Here is an 18,233-nt window from a genome sequence, read left to right as displayed (position 1 = left end):
GAGTGATTGTTGTGTCCAGTGAAATAAAAAATGTATTATTACCAGTCGTAGATTCAGCAACAAAGGTGCTCATTGTAGGCTCAATGCCAGGAAAGCAATCATTAGAAAAGCAACAGTATTATGGCAATCCACGCAATCACTTTTGGCCCATTATGAGTGAGCTGTTAGAGACGGAGGTTCCTGACGATTATGTAAAGAGAATCGCATTGTTAAAACACAATGCAATCGGTCTTTGGGACACGATTGAAACTTGTGAGCGTGAAGGAAGCTTAGACGCAGCAATTCGCAATGAAAAACCAAATGATTTTCAAACCTTATTTGAAGAATATCCTAATATCCAGTTAGTACTCTTTAATGGAGCGAAAGCATTTGAGGTTTTTAAAAAGCATATAGGTCTAGAGCTTTTAGAAGAACGTGCTTATAAAAAAATGCCATCAACCAGTCCGATCCCAGGAAAAAATATAAAATCTTTTGCTGAAAAGCTAGAGGACTGGCGGATTATTCAATCCTATTTATCCTCTTAAGTCAGAGGTAGAATTAGCGTGATGAAATGGTTGTCTTTGTGTGAATAGCATTTCTTGTGCTTTTAAACCATTGATAAAAAAGGATATAAACAAGGATGATTTCAATTGCATCGCCACCATAGTACATGATCTTGGCACCTAGCTCTGCCTGTGTGACAGGTACATACTGAGGAGGATTTGCATAAATATATTTTGCCAATATAGAATGAGCTGCTAGTGCTACTACTAATATAAGTGATCGAAAGACATAAGGGTATGGATGGGGTGTAGGATCAATATAAATAAAGGCAATGGTAAATACATAGCCTGCTAGAAAAATGTGAAGGTGAATGAAAATATATAGAAGTATATGTTCATGCATAAGATTGAAAAGTGATGTCGTATAGAGTAACCATAAGCCACCTACATTTAAAATAGACGCATTAATTGGGTGAGAAATAAAACGAACATAAGGATTCCTCATTGTACGAGAAAGAGTACGAGCCGTGTTCACTGATAATGTCCTTAAAAGGAGTGCCATGGGAGCTGCTAATGCCATAAGTAGGGGGGCAAGCATGCCAAGCAATAGATGCCCTATCATATGTGCTGCGAAGTGGACATGACTAAGAGAAGCCAATGGACCGATTAGTGTCACGATGGCACTTACATTTCCCACAAGCCAACAGATAGTACGAAAATGCGGCCATTGTTTTTTATGTTGATTCGAAACAATGACAGCTACGATATAAAAAATAATGGCTATAAAAAATGGTAAAGCTATTAGTAGCTGTACTATAATGGGAAAGCTTTGAGCATGAGCAGAATGCAAAACGGGCAACCTCCTAACGTCCCTTTTGATTGGTTTGGAGTAACAAGACCACACCAATAACAATTAATAGAGCCGCTAATATGTTCCAAACCACATCATATGGGAGAATATCAACATGATAACGAATTTGATGCAGTTTCATGAATTTATGTTGAATAATCCCGTCGTATAATTGAAATATGCCAGCTCCTAGAAAAATACCACCAAGCCATCTTTTTAGCCAAAATCCATGCTTTCTATGTAGGTCAGCCAATAAAAAAGCAGAACCAATCGTCGCGAAAAAGCTGAATGCATGAAATAAACCATCTGACACTAACCCAATAGCAGCTGTAGATTTATCATAAAAATGATGCCAATGTAATAATTGATGGAAAATGACCTCATCTATAAATGCCACAACCCCAAGGCCGAATAATATGCCTGTCCACATATTACGTTGTTTATATTGAAAGCGGTTTTCGTGTTTATGATTTTGTTCCTCGTACATCTTTGTCATACCCAATCATATCACCTCAAGCTGAATTTCTTTTAGTCTACCCATGAGGTGAGCACTTAAACAAAATATCCCCCACAAAAACAGTAGTCTTTTTGTGGGGGGATATCGTCACTGCCAGGTGTTATAGTATGAACCAGCAGGGCTATAAAAGAATTTAAAATCAAACTTCTCAGCTAATGCACGACTTTTTGTTGCATCTTCAAAACTAATTGCCATAACCTGTGTACCAAATTCATCTCGTATATGGACGAGTTTTTGCATCATATCGAGTGACCATTCGTCTTTTCCTACCACTGGGTAAGAAAAGTCTTCCCACATAATAAAGTCAACATAGGGTGCTGTATAATCAGCTAGTGTTTGAAACCCCCAATTCTGAGCAACAGATAGTTCAGGATTGTGTTTTTTAATTTGTTGGAGAAATGATAACATGGCTTCATTTTGCCATGTTTGCTCGTCTTGGGGTAAATAAGAATTAATATTACCAACCGTATCTAAAAACACACCGTCTAAGCCTTTCTGTACAATTTGCTTCTGGATTTCCGTTAGTAAAAGTTCTTGATAATGACTCGAAGTCATATCCATTAAATAGGAATCCAATTCAGCAAAATACACTTTTTCACCTTGTTTATTTCGATAAAAGTCTTCTTCGTTTAATTGATGGTAGAGGGCTTTGTTCCATTTATCTGCCTCCATTGCATTAATATAGCCATACACTAAAGTACCGCTTTTTTGGGCACTGTCAATATACTTCTGCTGCATTTCAATAGGTTCTACAATCACTAGATCAAGCTTAGTCATGTCCTTACCAATGGCAGCATTGCCTTTATCTAAGTAGTATTTGTAATCTTTCACGTCAGCAATTTTTGCTTGGATACTAGTGGAAGAAGATACTGGATTTTGAGCAAGTAGCAACCACATACTTCCTGCGATAAGAATGGCTAGTAAGAGTAACAGTAATTTTCTCATAAGGACTCCTTTTAGAAAAATATCCCTTTCATTATACATTAATAGGTAACGGATTACCTTCGATAGATGGGCAATGGCTCAACGGTTAATCGCCCTTTTACATATATTGAGTAATGTAAAAGGAGGGTTTGTGTGTACAATAATCCATTTAGAGAAGATAATTTTAGAAGACCTGGCTGGGGAGATTATGATGATTTTGAAACAACGTCATTTGGGCCAACTCATTTCGGACCTCCTCCGGCAGGACAAATGCCCATGAGCACACCACCAGGTTTTTCGCCACCGATTCCTGCATGGCGAGTAGGATCAAGTGGTATACGTTCTTGTTTGTTTAGAAATACGTATATTTGGATGAACACTGGTCGGAGTTTTTGGTTTTTCCCAACTGCTATAGGAAGGGAAATCATTGCGGGTTTCCGCTGGAGCCGCAGATATGGCTGGTATTTCCGTACCATTTCAAGAAATCAAATTCGCTCCTATGAATGTTTTAGATAAACCTACTCTAGAGTAGAGATTTTTATTTTTTAATAAAAGGTGTTACAATGACGGTAACTAAAAATGAAGGGAAGATGGGTGGCTAATGAATAACTAATCTTATTTTTTGCACATGAAATTTATATTTCACGAAAAACAAAAATAGGATTAGTCTGCCCATTTTCCATAATAATAGCTAAATATTGGCCCATAGTTGCTAATATTTAGCTACTCCAAAACTTGCTTTTGGAGTGATAAATATAGCTATTACAATAGCTTATTTGTGCATGATATTGTAGCGACTAATCCTTCCAAAATAATTGGAGGGATTTTTTTGTCCCTCCAACTGGAGAGGGTGGATAGTATGAAGGAACTTTTAAAATTACAGGATGTACGTTATGAAATAAAGGATACTTTACTATTTGAACATGTGACAGGCACCGTAAAACAAGGTGAGGTTATCGGCATTATTGGAAGAAATGGTGCTGGGAAATCGACATTGTTACAGTTGATTCAAGGTGCATTATTGCCAACTGCGGGAGTAATACAAGGGTTATCAGCTGTAAAAATCACAATCGTTGAACAGGAGCTAGCTCATTTTGACAAACCAGCAATATCTGCAAGAGAGGCTGATTTGCTGGCAAAATGGCAGGTACCCAATAGATCATTTGCAGCTTTAAGCGGTGGAGAGAAACTTAAAATGCGTCTTGCAGAAGGTTTTGCTCAGAATGCTCAAATTCTATTGCTTGATGAACCGACGAATCATTTAGATGAGCAAAGTACCGCTTTTCTTATAAAACAAGTACAAAACAATAAGGGAACGATTATTGTGGTCTCACATGACCGTTATTTTTTAGATAGGGTTGCCACAAAAATTTGGTCTATTGAGGAACAGAGCTTAATTGAACATTATGGCAATTATACAAGCTATATGGCTGAAAGAGAGCACCGAAGATTGACGCAGCAACGTGCCTACGAGAAACAGCAAAAAAACATTGATCGGATTGAGGCCCAAATGCAGGAACTCACATCTTGGTCACAAAAGGGTCATGCACAGTCAACAAAACTAGAAGGCTTTAAGGAGTATCATCGTGTGAAGGCAAAGCGGCTAGACGCACAAGTGAAATCTAAGAAGAGGCGATTAGAGGCAGAGCTTGCGAAGGCAAGGGTGGAAGCGGTGGAGCCTGAAGCAGACATTTGTTTTTCTTTAAACACGAATCAACGTGTTGGCAAGCGATTATTGGAGAGCAAGCATTTATCTTTATCTTTTGGTGATCGTACGTTATTGAAAGATGTCAGCATCACTGCTCAATTTGGAGATAAAATTGCTATTACAGGAAAGAATGGTAGCGGAAAAACAAGCTTTTTAAAAGTTCTTTTAGGGAAGCTAGAAGCTGAGGGAGAGGTGTGGCTATCCCCTGCAGCAACCATAGGTTATTTAACACAGGAAGTATTTGATTTACCACTAGATCAGACACCAGAGCAATATTTTTATCAAGAAACATTTGAAGAGCGTGGGAAAGTCCGCAATCTGATGAAGAATCTAGGATTTACACCAACACATTGGACATCTGCTATAGGCAAGATGAGCATGGGCGAGCGTGTCAAGTGTAAACTGATGGCTTATATTTTAGAGGACAAAAACGTTCTTCTTTTAGATGAACCAACGAATCATCTTGACCTACCTTCGCGTGAACAGTTAGAGCGAACACTTGCGCAATATAATGGGACATTACTTGTCGTCTCCCATGATCGATACTTTCTAGAAAAAGTAACGAATAGCGTTTGGGAGATTGACAATCAGCACATCAAGAAAAAATGGAGAAAAGATGCTCCGAAGCAAGTAGACGACACAGTCGCACTTCGTTTAAAGCTTGAAACAGAACGACAAGAGATATTAGGTAAACTGAGCTTTTTGACAGCTAAGGATAAGGATTACCCAATGCTTGACCAAAAGTTTAACGAGCTGACGAAGCAAATCAATGAGCTTAAATAGCTAAGCGTTTAAATAAACTGTTGCCAGGGAAAAATATGGATTATAGGTAAACTGGTAAATGGAGGTTTAAGCGATGAAAAAAATAATATTTCTCTTTTTGTTGTTAAGTATGACTATAGCAGGTGCTTGTGCTGATCAAGCTACTAATCATCAAGCACATGACAATAAGAACGATACATCTGTAAGACAATCTAATACTGATACATCGATGACACAGACTGAGGCTCTTCAACAAATAAAGGAGCAAATACATGTGAATGTACCAATAAAAATGCCAACCGCTTTACCCATTGCTAAAGGAAGCTTTTTAACAGCTACAACAAGGACTGATGATGACCTAGTTGAAATTATCTTTTATGAAAGCAAAGAGAATATGCCAATTAATGATATTCGATTAAAGAATTCAGCGACGGTCATTGGAAGATTGTTGGTCAAACAATATAAAAGCGCAGAAGGGGCAAGCACACAGATTGCATTTGATAACTTTAGTCAAAATGGCGGGCAAAAAATTGACCTAGGGTATAATATAAAAGGTTATCAAGATGCGGGTGCTGGCTCATTATGGACTGGTTGGAATGAGGGACGATGGTCCATTGCCTCGCATACACGAATTGATAATCCTGAAGCAGGAGTAAAACTTGCTAAGCAGGCAGTAGAATATTTAGAGAGTCATATGCTGCCTATTCCTAAGCAATATGGCATGGCTCAGCTGGATGTTTATCAATCAGGCAATTTAATCGTGTGGCAGGATGAAAAGCTTGTCTACACACTCGATTCGATCAAAGATCCTTTAAAAGCATTGGAAATAGCCACTGCCTTTTATCCATAATAGTGATCCTAGAGTAATGGTTACTCTAGGATTTTTTATAGCTATCCAGCAGTTCTTTGTATTCGTTGAATCGTTGTTGCCACTCCTCCATTGGAAAGCTATGATGTTCAATGCCATCCAACAAATCTGTTAACAGATCAAGACATATATGCCACCCTGCTAAATCCCTTGAAGTGTGCTGCGTTAGCTCGTGCAAAGTCTCTGCAAAAAGCAATAATGAGCCATTGTCTGTAGAAGACAATTCAAATCTCACTGAATCTGTTCCCCAATCAAATTCGAGTACCTTTTTCTCTATATAATCTGTTATAGCTATTTCCTCATAGGTATTTGTTCCATCGTTCATATTAAAACGCATTTTACCATTCTTACGTAGATCAATGATTTCAAGATTACTCATCCATTTTTGCAATTTTTCATTGGTAGTAATCACTTCCCAAACGGCGTTTACTGAATGTGGTAACGGTCGTTTGTACTTTACGACATGACGATTAGATTGTTTTTCAATAGTTGCTAACATCAGCTTCCTCCTCAATTCTTCGCCTTTAGAGTTTTATCTTCATTGTAGGCTGTTAGAGCAAAAAATCACACGACAATCATGAAATTTTAGGATAATATTGTTAAAAAAGGGGAGAAATAATGACACATCAACAGGCATTAGAACGTTATATACAAGCAACAAATACGCATGATTTTAAAGAAGTAAAGGCAATTTTGCATCCACAAGCGGTTTATTGGTTTTCTGATAAAACATGCACAACTATAGAAGAGATTGAGGCATACTTCAAGCATGCGTGGCATGTCATTAAAGAAGAGGTTTACTCGGCTAGTAATGTAAAATGGTTAACAATTGATGAAAAGACGGCTACCTGTCTTTATACATATCACTATGAAGGTTATCATAACGAAAAATTTGTATCAGGTAGTGGTAGAGCAACAAATATTTTTACTTGGGTGAACGATGAATGGAAGTTAATTCATGAACATTTGAGTGGTGCCTATTAAATTATTTTCAATGCGACTTGGACAAACAACAATGAAATAATGAGTGTTAGTAGTATTTTAGCTACTTTTAACGGAATATTTGGCAGTGCTAGGAAACCTAACTGGGAGCCAATAAATGCACCTGTACAGCTTCCAAAGATGAGGACACATGTGAGCTGAACAGCCCTTATATAACTGTGGTATATAAATTGGAGGCTAATGAAGTGAGATTACTACAATCGGAGGAAGAACTAAGAAATTTAATAGTAGCAGATGATTGGATGATGAATATTTTATCAACAATCAATACATTGCAACTCCCCGATTGGTGGGTATGTGCTGGGGTCATTCGTTCCATGGTATGGGATTATCTTCATGAAAAAGAAGAAAGAACACCAATTGCTGATATTGATGTGATATATTTTGATAAAATCAATTTAGCAGAAGACATAGAAAAACAGTATGAACAGAAACTTAGAAAGATATCTCCAAATGAGCCGTGGTCTGTGAAAAATCAGGCAAGAATGCATGTGCTAAATGGTAGTAAGCCGTATCAATCTGCTGTCGATGGAATCGCTCATTTTCCTGAAATCCCAACGGCAATTGGGATAAAATTAATAGATGATTCACTAGAAATTGCTGCACCATATGGCATTAGGCATTTAGGAGCTGGCATTGTAGAGCCGACACCATTCTTCCTCGAAAATAAGGATTGTTATACAATTTATCGCCAAAGAATTCTTCAAAAGAAATGGCATGTAAGTTGGCCAAAATTAGAAATTAATCTTCAGTAAAAAAAGGAGGGGAGTCCATTGCAACGAGATAAAATCTATATCATCAAAAATGATGAAAGATCAATTGACTGGATAAATGATTTGAGGAGACTATCGGAGAATCAATGGCGTATGGCGATCGAACCTGAAAAATGGTCAGTTGCTGAGGTCATCGGACATCTTCCGTCATGGGATGAATTTGTCTTGAATCATCGACTTCCTTTTCTTTTTACAGAGGAACCTTTACCAACAGGACCTGATGCAGCACAGTTGAATAAGATGGCGGCTAAAAAAAGTCGTGAACAGCCTATGCTTGCAACATTGACAGATTTTATTTTCCACGAGGAGTCGATTACTTCAGGCCATACAACAATTGACAGATGAGCAATGGCAGCAATCGTTTACAATTGGGCAGTCGGAGCTGACAATTGTGGACTATTTTGTAGGATTAATCAATCACGATGTACATCATTTTTCACAGCTTCAGAAAGCTATACAGGTATAGGAGTTTGCCTATGGATATCAAATATTTAATTGATTATTTTGCACATGCTTCTGTAAAATTTACAGATGTGTTTACTAAAAAAATGGAACCTGGTGAAGTTGATAGAGGCAGAACAACAGCACCAGAAAAGTGTGGATTAGTTGTTCCCCTTGCAGGTAGTGCAATCTTTAGCTTTAATGGAACTCCTTATGTGATGGAGCCTGGAATGATTGTCCACGCAGGGCCTCAAATGCCAATCGAAGTGAAAGCGACGGGCCACAAGGGTTGGGAGTATGCAGTCGTTCACTACAGTCTACCAACAGAGGAAGTAGCTCTTTTTCCACTTTCAGAGCAACATTTTTTAATTAATACAGGGTTTAATACGCAAATTATTAGTCATGTTCAGCAATTGATAGAAAGCTATTCCTTTCCGGGGAATATGGCTATATTTAAGTCTAAGACTTTATTTATGAATTTGCTGGAGAATATTCTTTTAGCGGCAAAAATGAAGGTTCTAGATAGTGCCAGTGAGTTAATGGAACAGGCATTACAGTATATACATGAAAATTATGCGGAGCAACTTTCCGTATCAAATATTTCTAAGGAATTTGGTATTGAGCGTCGCCGCTTTGCTTATTTGTTTGAGCAGCATACAGGCATGAATCCGAGCACATATATAACAGAATATCGTATACGACGTGCAAAGGAATTGCTCGAGTATGATGTGATTCCTGTAGCAGAAGTAGCTGAATGTGTCGGATATGTAGATTGTTTTTATTTCAGCCGAGTTTTTAAAAAATGTACGGGCTTGTCACCTTCAGCATACCGAAAGGAAAAAATGGAGGAAGCTAACTATATATAAAAACTGTTTCTTCATAAAAAAGAAGCAGTTTTTTTTGATGAAATCGGCAAAAATCCATGTCATTTTCGAAATCGTCCATTCACAATCTTTTTTCACTTTGTTAGGATAGTATCCGTAAATGATAATGAGTATCAATTATGTATTGACATACATATGAAAACGATTATCATTATCAATATGAGCTCGTTAGGAGAGAATATCTATGAATAAATATTTTAAAATGTGTGCTCCAGCACTTTTAGCATTATCTTTGGCTGCATGTGGAACAGATAAGGCAGAGGAGTCTACGTCAACTACTAATACAGCAGAAACAAGTGCAACGGAATCACAAACTGAACAATCTAAAACACAGACAATCACGTACTTAGGTGAGAAATATGAGCTTCCAGCAGAAGTGAACAATATTATCGCTGCAAGTCTTGAATCTATGGAAGATGCTGCAATGCTTGGTATTAAGCCAGCCGGTGTACTTGAAGTTGGTGGCAAAATTCCTGCTTATCTAGCATCAGATTTTGAAGGTGCTACACTTGTAGGAAATAAAATGGAGCCAAATGCAGAAGCCATTCTTAATCTGGACCCTGATGTAATCGTGGGTACTTCGAAATTCCCTGAAGAAACGGCTGAAAAGTTGAATAAAATTCAAACAATGATTCCATACTCACATATTTCAACAAACTGGAAGGAAAATTTAACATTGCTTGCACAGTTAGCTGATAAAGAAGATGATGCTAAGAAAATCATCTCAGACTATGAAGCAAAAGTTGCTGATGCACAAGTAAAATCCAAAGAGCAATTAGCAGATAAGCAAGTGTTAATCATTCGTGTTCGCGGTGGCGTAATGTACATCTATCCAGCAGGTGTGTATTTAAACCCTGTACTATATGAAGATTTAGGAGCACCAGTTCCAGAAATTTTAACAACTGCAAAAGCACAAGCTGAATTATCACTTGAAACATTAGCGCAAGTAAACCCAGATGCCATTTTCCTTCAATTTGAGGAATCAGAAAATACGGATTCTCCAAAAGCGTTAGAGGAGTTACAAAAGAATCCAATTTTCACTAGCTTAAAGGCAGCACAAAATAATCAAGTTTTCGTCAACACAATTGAGCCATTAGCACAAGGTGGTACTGCTTGGTCTAAGGTGAAATTTTTAGATGCCGCAGCTGAAAAATTACTTAAATAAGATAAACAGGCTGGTAGTAGATTTGGTGATATCACCGGGCTATTACCAGCCTTTTGTAAGATATCGTATTTTTTCATTGAAGGTAGTTGTTTTCCAAAGGGTATATCACCTGAGTAATCGACATTGTGTTTCGCGAAATGGATAAAGAAAAAGGTGTGAAAGTTGAAAAAAACAAACATCGTGTCATTTTCAATATTAGCGGTATCTCCTTTCCTGATTGTCCTTATAGCACTCGTTTCCGTTCTGTATGGAACTAAAGATATTAGTGCAATGACAGTGTGGCAGTCAATGACAGCATTCGATCCATCTAATGTTGATCATCAAATTATACGGACAGGACGTATTCCTAGAGTAGCCGCTGTATTGCTAGTTGGAGGATTTTTAGCAGTAGCTGGAGCAGTCATGCAGGGGATTACACGAAATTATTTAGCATCTCCTTCGTTAATGGGGGTCAATGATGGCTCTGCATTTGTCATCACATTAGCTATCGTCTTTTTTCCAGGGCTACCAAATTATCAAATGATTTTATTGTCAATGCTAGGCTCTGCATTAGGGGCAGGGATTGTCTTTGGTTTTGGCTCGTTAATTCGCAATGGTCTATCACCAGTAAGGCTAGCCATTATAGGAACGGTCATTGGTACATTTTTAAGTAGTATTGCTACAGCGATTGCTATGTATTTCCAAGTATCACAAACAGTAAGTGCTTGGTATAACACAAAGGTACATATGGTAGATATGGATATGCTCGTCCTTTCTATTCCGTTTGGTTTGACAGGATTAGTCTTGGCTCTATTATCTGCAAAAGCAATTACCATTACTTCACTAGGTGAAGATATTGCCATGGGACTAGGGCAGAAAACAAAAGCAGTGCGTATTATTAGCATGCTAGCTGTAGTATGTTTGACAGGGACAGCAGTAGCCCTAGTAGGAAAAATTGCCTTTGTAGGGTTAGTCATACCACATATTACACGCTTCCTTGTTGGTGTTGATTATCGCTATATTATTCCTTGCGCGGCTGTCATTGGTGCCTTTTTCTTAGCGCTCTGTGACGTTTTAAGTCGTGTTGTCAATTATCCATTTGAAACGCCAATTGGTGTCCTAACAGCATTGGTTGGTGTACCATTCTTCTTATATCTAGTTCGTAAGCACGGAGGTGAAAAACGTGCGTAAAAATACCTCAAGTGTATTCTTTTTGACTATGTCGATGCTTGTTTTACTGATTTTAGTTGCGAGCTATCTACATATTACAAATGGTGTTTTCGATATGTCTGTAATGGATGTTATCAAAACACTATTGCGTATTGAGCCAAATTCTAAATTTGACCTTGTTATTTTTGAATTTCGCTTACCTCGAATCGTCATTGCCGGACTCGTTGGCATTGGCTTAGGAATGGCAGGAGTAGTTTTACAAGGTATTACACGTAATGGACTAGCAGACCCAGGTATTTTAGGGATAAATGCAGGAGCAGGTGCGGCAGTCGTCATATTTATGTTCTTCTTTCAATTAAAGCTAGTGAGTGCAGATATGAGCAGCTGGCTGTCTATTTTAATGATGCCATTGTTCGGTTTTATCGGTGGAACGATTGCGGCTATCCTGATTTTTTCTTTTGCTTTGAAAAATGGTCATCTCGATATGCAACGATTAATATTAACGGGTATAGCCATTAACAGTGGGTTCGGAGCTTTATCCCTGTTCTTATCCTTAAAAATGAGTGCACAAGATTTTGAATCAGCAGCCATTTGGATGGCAGGTTCAATTTATAATGCGAATTGGATTTTTGTACTAACGATGATTCCTTGGCTTGTCATCTTAGGCATTTATGTGCATAGGAAATCGTATTTACTGGATTATTTTCAGCTTGAAGAGGATAGCATCACGAGTTTAGGGATTGCGGTTGAAAAGGAGAAAATGAAGCTTTTATTAGCCAGTGTCGGTCTTGTTAGTGCTTGTGTATCCGTATCAGGAAGTATTGGTTTCATCGGTTTAATGGCACCACATATTGCGAAGCAACTTGTTGGTATTCAGCATCGTTATGTCATGCCCGTGAGTGCGTTAATTGGTGCAGGTTTGTTAATTTTAGCTGATTTTATCGGCAAAACCGTATTTGCACCATCGGAGCTAGCTGTTGGAATTGTTGTTTCAATTATTGGGATTCCATATTTCTTGTATTTACTGGTGAAATCTAAGGCATAGGAGGAAAAGATGTGCAAACTGCATTTAGAATGGAAAACTTGGCTTCTGGTTATGAGCAGGTTCGTGTCTTTGAGGGATTAAATTTAACGATAGAGGAGGGCAAAGTGACAACAATCATTGGCCCGAATGGCTGCGGTAAATCAACCCTCCTTAAGACGATTGGACGTATTTTAAAAAAGCAACAAGGGACGGTTTATTTGCAGGAGCAAAACATGCAAAATTTATCGACGAAAGATATAGCCAAGAAATTAGCCATATTATCTCAAACACCTGTTGCTCCAGGTCAGTTAAAAGTGGAGGAGTTAATTGCGTATGGTCGCTATCCACATCGAAACAACGTCAATCGTTTAACGAATAAGGATGAGGAAATGATTGAGTGGGCGTTAACGGTCACGAATACGATGGAGTATCGCAATCGGGAGCTTGCACAGCTTTCTGGGGGACAGCGTCAGCGTGTATGGCTAGCGATGGCATTAGCACAAGAAACAAATATTTTGTTGTTGGACGAACCTACTACTTATTTAGATATGGCACATCAGTTAGAAGTATTGGATATTGTCAAAAGTTTAAATGAGCAGCACAACTGTACAATTGTGATGGTTCTACATGATATTAACCACGCTGCCAGATATTCAGATCATCTTATTGCGATGCGCAAAGGTGTTATTATGCAATCTGGAACGCCACAGGAAATTTTAAGTGCAGAGGTGATGCGCAAAGTATTTAATATTGATGCTCGCATTATGGAAGATCCTGTAACGAATACACCTGTGTGCTATGGCTATGACATTTTGAAGGAGGACAACAAATGAGTACAGCTAAAATAGAGTATGCTACACAACAAATAACTTCAAAATTGACAGATTATACGTATACGATTAATATCTTTGTACCAAATGAGGAAGCACCAGAAGAAGGTTTTCCAGTGTTGTATGTACTAGATGGCTCATCTTATTTTAATCTTGTAAAGGAAGCCGTGCGTCTACAAAGTCGTAATGCACCGAAAACAGGAGTTCAACCAGCCATTGTTGTGGGCATTGAACATGGTGATGATATGCGTGAAAGAAGGTTTTACGATTTTACAGCGCCAGCAGAGACGTATATCTATCCCGCACGATTTAAAGGAAAAGGTCATGAAAAGCTTGGAGGAGCAGTAGATTTTAGCCGCTTTATAGAGGAAGAGTTAAAGCCAATAATTGAGGCTCATTATCCAGTAAATAAAACTCAGCAAGCATTATTTGGTCACTCCTTAGGCGGTTATTTTACGCTTTGGCAACTATTTCACCATCAATCTAGCTTCCAACGCTATCTAGCTATTAGCCCTTCTATTTGGTGGAATGAGCACGAATTAGTACAATGTGCGTCAGTATTTTTGAACGAGCATCAAGATATGAATGAAACATTGTTTATTAGCGCAGGTGAACTTGAAACCTTTATGGTGGATGATGCACGACAAATGGCAACGGTGTTAGAAAAAATAATGGAAGTTGATTTTTATGAGGCCTTAGATGAAAATCATGCCTCTATCGTACCAACTGTTATGAGTAGAGCAATTCGTTTTATGCAGAAAACACAATAATAGGTAGACCGCATTGTCTTTTGATAATGCGGTTTCTTTTTTCATTAATAAAATACTTGAATTGTACGCATAATAAAGGAAATTTGGTCATCTGTCTGGGATAAATGGAGGCGCTGTATGCAAAATAAAATTTTAAAGAACCCAGTATTTCTTATTTCTAGTGGGGCAATTTTACTCTTAGTCATTATCGGAGCAACGATACCGGAAAAATTTAAGAACGTAGCAAACAGCGTATTTCATATGACAACGGATTATTTTGGTTGGTTTTATTTAATGGCAGTCTTTATTATCGTTATTTTTCTATTTGGCTTGGCGATTAGCAAATATGGCACCATTCGCTTAGGATCTGAAGATGGTCGTCCAGAATTTAGTTTTCTAACATGGATTTCCATGCTCTTTTCAGCTGGACTAGGTGTCGGACTGGTTTTTTGGGGCGTGGCTGAGCCTATGAGTCATTACTTTTCACCACCCTTTAGTGACACAGAACCTCTTTCAACGGATGCAGCCAGATTGGCAATGGGTTATTCCTTCTTTCATTGGGGATTAAGCCAGTGGTCTGTTTATGCCATATTGGGGCTTGTTATGGCCTATGTTCAATTCAATAAAAAAAGAAATATGCTCATCTCTACCGCTTTAGAGCCTATAACGGGAACAAATCGAGTCGTTAAAGGAACGATCGATATTCTTGCGGTCATTGCTACAGTTATGGGGGTAGCCACATCCATAGGGCTTGGCGTGCTACAAACGAACGGAGGTTTGACTTTCGTCTTTGGTTTGCCGGATACATTTATCTTGCAAGTAGCCATTATTCTTATCATGTTTATTGGCTATATGTTGTCTGCAACGACAGGACTTCAAAAGGGCATGAAGATTCTGAGTAATGTCAATATGACCTTAGCGATTGTCTTACTGTTATTCGTTTTTATTACAGGTCCAACGATTTTCATACTTGAGACGTTTACATTAGCGATAGGTGATTACATTTCTAACTTTATTCAATACAGTTTAAGAATGCAGCCATATGTTGGGGGAACTTGGGTGAAGGATTGGACAATCTTTTACTGGGCATGGGCAATCGCTTGGTCACCCTTTGTTGGCTCCTTTATTGCTCGTGTATCCAAGGGGAGAACCATTCGAGAATTCATTATAGGGGTATTAATTATTCCGCCTATTATTGCTTGCTTTTGGATTGCCACATTCGGTGGAACAGCTATGTGGTTTGATTTACATCAAGATGCAGAAATCGCTCAATCTGTTCATAATGATGTAACTGTTGCCCTATTCCAGTTGTTAGAACACTTGCCAGTTTCAACGCTTGCCTCTGTAATTGGAATACTGTTAATCGTTATATTTTTAATTACCTCTGCCGATTCCGCCACATTCATTATGGCAAGTATGACAACAAAAGGTTCTTTAAATCCGACAATATTATCGAAGCTAGTATGGGGTATTTTAATGGCTGCAATTTCAGGTGTTTTATTGTACACAGGAGGGCTTGAAGCATTGCAAACCGCCTCGTTAATTGCCGCATTGCCCTTTACCGTGATTTTACTGTTACTCATGTTTTCATACATTAAAATGATGAAGGATGAAGTTATTCCTCTGAAGAAAAAGGACATTCAACGTTTAAAAATAGCAAGAAAGCATATTGAAAAGGAAACAAAAAAATAAAGAAAAAAATTAAAGCAGTAAACCGTATTCGTGCATAATACGGTTTCTTTTTGTTTAAATATATGAAGAAAGGTGATTGAAGAGTTGTTGAGCTATGAAGGTAATTTTAGCAGAGATAAAGGATGCACCAATGAATATATAAGTTGATGCTACAGGCTTTGCAAGAGTACGAAAAAGCTCTAGTACACTGAGTGCAACGACAGAGTCAATTGAATATGCACTAATATAATCAAAAAAAGAATTTAGTGTAAAGTATGTATAAGTGTTCTACGAAATATTGAATTATACTGCTCGTTGGGTAATGTTGTAACGAATGAAGAAATGGGAGAGCAGCTAGCTATAGCTGCAATGGAAAGAGGGGGGACAATTGATGAAAAAACTTGGCTGCTTGCATGCTCATCATTCAAATATAGAGTACATAGAGCAAGCTTTTCAAAGTGAGGAAGATTTAGAGCTGCTTCATTTTGTAGATCCTGGCGTTTTACAGCATGTGTCGAAAGGTAGTGATGGTGTAGCATATAAGGTTAAGGAGCAAATAGAATGGATTATTAGCTGTGATGTGGATGCGATGTTAATAACGTGTACAAATTATATTGCTTTATTAGAGAATGAGGCTGTGTTCAATGCCTCGATACCCATTATAAAGATTGACGAGCCTTTTTTTGAAAGCATATGTAATGTGCAACAGCCTCAAATTATTCTTTTTACAAATCCTGCGACAGTAGAAGGAACGATGGCAAGACTTCACCAATATGCTAGGCAGCATGGGAAATCAGTAAATGTTGAGGCAAAAATCATCAAGGGGACATTTGATCTCATTATGCAAGGGAAAAAGAAAGCTTATAATGATGCTATTTCACAAGCTCTACATAAGTTAATGAGTGAGCAAAAGGCCATCTCCGTAGCTCAGCTCTCAATGATGGATGCGGCAAGACAATTTGAAGAGCAGACCGCTCAAACAATTATTCATCCACTAAGGGCTTTGGTTGAGGTCGTAAAGAAGCAAATGGAAGTAACGTTATAAAACAATTTCTATTTTAATAGGCAATACTGTTAATGGTACCATGGAAAAGTAAGAGAATAGAAACGGAGGAGATAGCACTATGACAGATCTACGATACCCTATTGGACAATTTCAATTCCCAAAAGAAATGACTCCACAGCGAGTACAGGAATGGATTGTAGACATTCGTTTATTACCAAAACAACTGGCGGAAGCATTAAGTGGTGCAAGCGAGCATGCATTGGCTAAATCCTATCGTGAAAATGGCTGGACAGTTACACAGCTAGTCCATCATATTGCCGATAGTCATATGAATAGCTATATCCGTTTTAAGCTAGCGCTAACAGAGGATGTCCCAACCATTAAGCCATATAATGAAGCGGAATGGGCACAATTACCAGATTCTGAAATGCCAGTAGCAACTTCTTTTAATTTAATTGAAAATTTACATGAACGTTGGGTTTATTTACTGACAAGCTTAACGGAGGAACAATTACAAAGAGCCTTTCATCATCCTGATTCAGGGCTAACAACATTGGAACATGCAATTGGTCTCTATGCATGGCACGGTAAGCATCATTTGGCTCATATTCAGCATGCTTTGACGAACTAAAGAATAGTATTTTGTGAAAGAAATAAGTGATTTCCTAGTTACTGGAAATCACTTATTTGCTTGCTTAACTTTATAGTATATTTTATACGATAGTAATGCCTGCACTAGCGTTACCAGTAAGAGTTGCAATTACTCCTGTCGAAGTAGCGGAGAACACCATTAATAAACGGTCACCTGCAGATACTGGTACTGGAGTAACATTTGCTGTACCACTTGCTAGAGTACCTAGAACTACTGTTGAAAGAGCTGGTGCTAAGTCAACAAATGCTGTTGTAGGAGTGAAGACATTGCTTCCTGCTACCGCGTGATAAACTTGTGCTCTAACTGTTGCCGAGCCTATTATAGTTACACCAATAGTTGCAGAGAATGTAGCTGAAATAGATGTAATGGAACCTGCTCTAGAAACAGAAAAAGCTTCTGTTCCAACTAATGCTGATAAATCGATATTAGTACCTGCAAGGGATACGCCTGGAATAGATGTACCGAATCCCACAAGGCTTACTGTATCCACTAAACCTGTAGCAAGTGATACTAGTATAACCGGAACTGTTCCAGAAGCGAATGGGATGAGTGAGCCTGTTGCTACTGGTGGAGTAATACATGCTGCATCAATCGCTACAAAAGGTCCAAGTGCACTACATTCACCATTTCCATGACCGTTACCTGAACAGCCACACATTGAGTTATTAAAACACATTTTTACACCCCCTTTCTTCATTATTCTATTCAGTTCAGATTGGGGGTTAAGGGCAATTATCTTCTAAACCTACAAATTCGATGAATTCTTAAAAGACAGT

The 18,233-nt window shown here is 38.2% G+C and carries 22 protein-coding genes; 17 read left to right on the top strand and 5 right to left on the bottom strand.

Going from position 1 to position 18,233, the window contains the following annotated elements; translation table 11 throughout:
• The first annotated feature begins 11 nt into the window (after positions 1-11).
• Positions 12-524, top strand: a complete 513-nt coding sequence (locus NV349_RS21510) for a DNA-deoxyinosine glycosylase (RefSeq protein ID WP_036128664.1) — start codon at positions 12-14, stop codon at positions 522-524.
• 13 nt (positions 525-537) lie between these two features.
• On the opposite strand, the gene NV349_RS21505 is transcribed toward NV349_RS21510, so the two are convergent.
• From NV349_RS21505 to NV349_RS21495, 3 genes are all read right to left on the bottom strand, one after another.
• Complete coding sequence (locus NV349_RS21505; RefSeq protein ID WP_058843881.1) at positions 538-1,332, bottom strand: cytochrome c oxidase assembly protein; 795 nt, start codon at positions 1,330-1,332, stop codon at positions 538-540.
• A 13-nt stretch (positions 1,333-1,345) separates the two neighbouring features.
• Positions 1,346-1,828, bottom strand: coding sequence for a DUF2243 domain-containing protein (locus tag NV349_RS21500; protein ID WP_369802743.1), 483 nt, complete (start codon positions 1,826-1,828; stop codon positions 1,346-1,348).
• Between the two features lie 108 nt (positions 1,829-1,936).
• Positions 1,937-2,794 (bottom strand): endo alpha-1,4 polygalactosaminidase, encoded by an 858-nt coding sequence (locus NV349_RS21495; protein WP_271911284.1) that lies wholly within the window; start codon positions 2,792-2,794, stop codon positions 1,937-1,939.
• A 132-nt stretch (positions 2,795-2,926) separates the two neighbouring features.
• Here NV349_RS21495 and NV349_RS21490 point away from each other — a divergent pair, with 132 nt between their 5' ends.
• From NV349_RS21490 to NV349_RS21480, 3 genes are all read left to right on the top strand, one after another.
• Positions 2,927-3,289, top strand: a complete 363-nt coding sequence (locus NV349_RS21490) for a hypothetical protein (RefSeq protein ID WP_080717174.1) — start codon at positions 2,927-2,929, stop codon at positions 3,287-3,289.
• A 343-nt stretch (positions 3,290-3,632) separates the two neighbouring features.
• Positions 3,633-5,264 (top strand): ribosomal protection-like ABC-F family protein, encoded by a 1,632-nt coding sequence (gene abc-f / locus NV349_RS21485; protein WP_271911280.1) that lies wholly within the window; start codon positions 3,633-3,635, stop codon positions 5,262-5,264.
• A gap of 73 nt (positions 5,265-5,337) precedes the next feature.
• Positions 5,338-6,093: a hypothetical protein gene (locus tag NV349_RS21480; RefSeq protein WP_271911278.1), complete on the top strand. Its 756-nt coding sequence runs from the start codon at positions 5,338-5,340 to the stop codon at positions 6,091-6,093.
• Positions 6,094-6,118: 25 nt separating this feature from the next.
• Here the strand turns inward: NV349_RS21480 and NV349_RS21475 are convergent, their stop codons facing one another.
• A complete protein-coding gene (locus tag NV349_RS21475) occupies positions 6,119-6,610 on the bottom strand; it encodes an SRPBCC family protein (protein WP_058843886.1) in 492 nt (163 codons plus the stop codon).
• 119 nt (positions 6,611-6,729) lie between these two features.
• Between NV349_RS21475 and NV349_RS21470 the strand changes: the two genes are divergently transcribed.
• The 13 genes from NV349_RS21470 to NV349_RS21415 all read left to right on the top strand — a co-directional run bounded on the left by NV349_RS21470 (position 6,730) and on the right by NV349_RS21415 (position 17,436).
• The gene (locus NV349_RS21470) at positions 6,730-7,095 is read left to right on the top strand and encodes a nuclear transport factor 2 family protein (protein WP_036128648.1); all 366 of its coding nucleotides are present in this window, start codon (positions 6,730-6,732) and stop codon (positions 7,093-7,095) included.
• A 203-nt stretch (positions 7,096-7,298) separates the two neighbouring features.
• Complete coding sequence (locus NV349_RS21465; protein ID WP_271911275.1) at positions 7,299-7,868, top strand: nucleotidyltransferase family protein; 570 nt, start codon at positions 7,299-7,301, stop codon at positions 7,866-7,868.
• Positions 7,869-7,886: 18 nt separating this feature from the next.
• Entirely contained in the window at positions 7,887-8,231 is a 345-nt protein-coding gene (locus NV349_RS21460; RefSeq protein ID WP_271911273.1) for a DinB family protein, read from the top strand.
• Complete coding sequence (locus NV349_RS23285; protein WP_255358797.1) at positions 8,221-8,352, top strand: hypothetical protein; 132 nt, start codon at positions 8,221-8,223, stop codon at positions 8,350-8,352. The genes NV349_RS21460 and NV349_RS23285 overlap by 11 nt, the downstream gene beginning before the upstream one ends.
• Before the next feature lie 10 nt (positions 8,353-8,362).
• A complete protein-coding gene (locus tag NV349_RS21455) occupies positions 8,363-9,193 on the top strand; it encodes a helix-turn-helix domain-containing protein (protein ID WP_036128644.1) in 831 nt (276 codons plus the stop codon).
• A 202-nt stretch (positions 9,194-9,395) separates the two neighbouring features.
• Complete coding sequence (locus tag NV349_RS21450) at positions 9,396-10,376, top strand: ABC transporter substrate-binding protein (protein WP_036128642.1); 981 nt, start codon at positions 9,396-9,398, stop codon at positions 10,374-10,376.
• 162 nt (positions 10,377-10,538) lie between these two features.
• The gene (locus tag NV349_RS21445) at positions 10,539-11,546 is read left to right on the top strand and encodes a FecCD family ABC transporter permease (protein WP_036128640.1); all 1,008 of its coding nucleotides are present in this window, start codon (positions 10,539-10,541) and stop codon (positions 11,544-11,546) included.
• 28 nt (positions 11,547-11,574) lie between these two features.
• On the top strand, positions 11,575-12,570 hold the full coding sequence (locus tag NV349_RS21440; RefSeq protein ID WP_058843912.1) for a FecCD family ABC transporter permease: 996 nt from the start codon (positions 11,575-11,577) through the stop codon (positions 12,568-12,570).
• A gap of 29 nt (positions 12,571-12,599) precedes the next feature.
• The gene (locus NV349_RS21435) at positions 12,600-13,382 is read left to right on the top strand and encodes an ABC transporter ATP-binding protein (RefSeq protein ID WP_036128674.1); all 783 of its coding nucleotides are present in this window, start codon (positions 12,600-12,602) and stop codon (positions 13,380-13,382) included.
• A complete protein-coding gene (locus tag NV349_RS21430; protein WP_036128638.1) occupies positions 13,379-14,149 on the top strand; it encodes an alpha/beta hydrolase in 771 nt (256 codons plus the stop codon). Before NV349_RS21435 ends, NV349_RS21430 begins: the two co-directional genes overlap by 4 nt.
• Before the next feature lie 117 nt (positions 14,150-14,266).
• The gene (locus NV349_RS21425; protein ID WP_058843891.1) at positions 14,267-15,820 is read left to right on the top strand and encodes a BCCT family transporter; all 1,554 of its coding nucleotides are present in this window, start codon (positions 14,267-14,269) and stop codon (positions 15,818-15,820) included.
• 367 nt (positions 15,821-16,187) lie between these two features.
• The gene (locus NV349_RS21420; protein WP_082673706.1) at positions 16,188-16,844 is read left to right on the top strand and encodes a hypothetical protein; all 657 of its coding nucleotides are present in this window, start codon (positions 16,188-16,190) and stop codon (positions 16,842-16,844) included.
• 79 nt (positions 16,845-16,923) lie between these two features.
• The gene (locus NV349_RS21415) at positions 16,924-17,436 is read left to right on the top strand and encodes a YfiT family bacillithiol transferase (RefSeq protein WP_036128632.1); all 513 of its coding nucleotides are present in this window, start codon (positions 16,924-16,926) and stop codon (positions 17,434-17,436) included.
• Between the two features lie 82 nt (positions 17,437-17,518).
• On the opposite strand, the gene NV349_RS21410 is transcribed toward NV349_RS21415, so the two are convergent.
• Positions 17,519-18,133 carry an exosporium glycoprotein BclB-related protein gene (locus NV349_RS21410; RefSeq protein ID WP_058843893.1) on the bottom strand — a complete coding sequence of 205 codons (615 nt, stop codon included), beginning with the start codon at positions 18,131-18,133 and terminating at the stop codon, positions 17,519-17,521.
• Between the last annotated feature and the right edge of the window lie 100 nt (positions 18,134-18,233).

Origin of the sequence: Lysinibacillus sp. OF-1 (assembly GCF_028356935.1) — a bacterium.
Taxonomy (GTDB): domain Bacteria; phylum Bacillota; class Bacilli; order Bacillales_A; family Planococcaceae; genus Lysinibacillus; species Lysinibacillus fusiformis_D.
The sequence above is the reverse complement of the archived record's forward strand: the minus strand, read 5'-3'. Positions and strand labels throughout refer to the sequence as shown.

Coding starts and splice junctions, on each gene's coding strand:
- NV349_RS21440 (WP_058843912.1), top strand. CDS start 11,575: ATGTCGATGCTTGTTTTACTGATTTTAGTTGCGAGCTATCTACATATT.
- NV349_RS21425 (WP_058843891.1), top strand. CDS start 14,267: ATGCAAAATAAAATTTTAAAGAACCCAGTATTTCTTATTTCTAGTGGG.
- NV349_RS21495 (WP_271911284.1), bottom strand. CDS start 2,794: ATGAGAAAATTACTGTTACTCTTACTAGCCATTCTTATCGCAGGAAGT.
- abc-f (WP_271911280.1), top strand. CDS start 3,633: ATGAAGGAACTTTTAAAATTACAGGATGTACGTTATGAAATAAAGGAT.
- NV349_RS21410 (WP_058843893.1), bottom strand. CDS start 18,133: ATGTGTTTTAATAACTCAATGTGTGGCTGTTCAGGTAACGGTCATGGA.
- NV349_RS21435 (WP_036128674.1), top strand. CDS start 12,600: ATGGAAAACTTGGCTTCTGGTTATGAGCAGGTTCGTGTCTTTGAGGGA.
- NV349_RS21500 (WP_369802743.1), bottom strand. CDS start 1,828: ATGACAAAGATGTACGAGGAACAAAATCATAAACACGAAAACCGCTTT.
- NV349_RS21475 (WP_058843886.1), bottom strand. CDS start 6,610: ATGTTAGCAACTATTGAAAAACAATCTAATCGTCATGTCGTAAAGTAC.
- NV349_RS21470 (WP_036128648.1), top strand. CDS start 6,730: ATGACACATCAACAGGCATTAGAACGTTATATACAAGCAACAAATACG.
- NV349_RS21480 (WP_271911278.1), top strand. CDS start 5,338: ATGAAAAAAATAATATTTCTCTTTTTGTTGTTAAGTATGACTATAGCA.
- NV349_RS21430 (WP_036128638.1), top strand. CDS start 13,379: ATGAGTACAGCTAAAATAGAGTATGCTACACAACAAATAACTTCAAAA.
- NV349_RS21450 (WP_036128642.1), top strand. CDS start 9,396: ATGAATAAATATTTTAAAATGTGTGCTCCAGCACTTTTAGCATTATCT.
- NV349_RS21415 (WP_036128632.1), top strand. CDS start 16,924: ATGACAGATCTACGATACCCTATTGGACAATTTCAATTCCCAAAAGAA.
- NV349_RS21455 (WP_036128644.1), top strand. CDS start 8,363: ATGGATATCAAATATTTAATTGATTATTTTGCACATGCTTCTGTAAAA.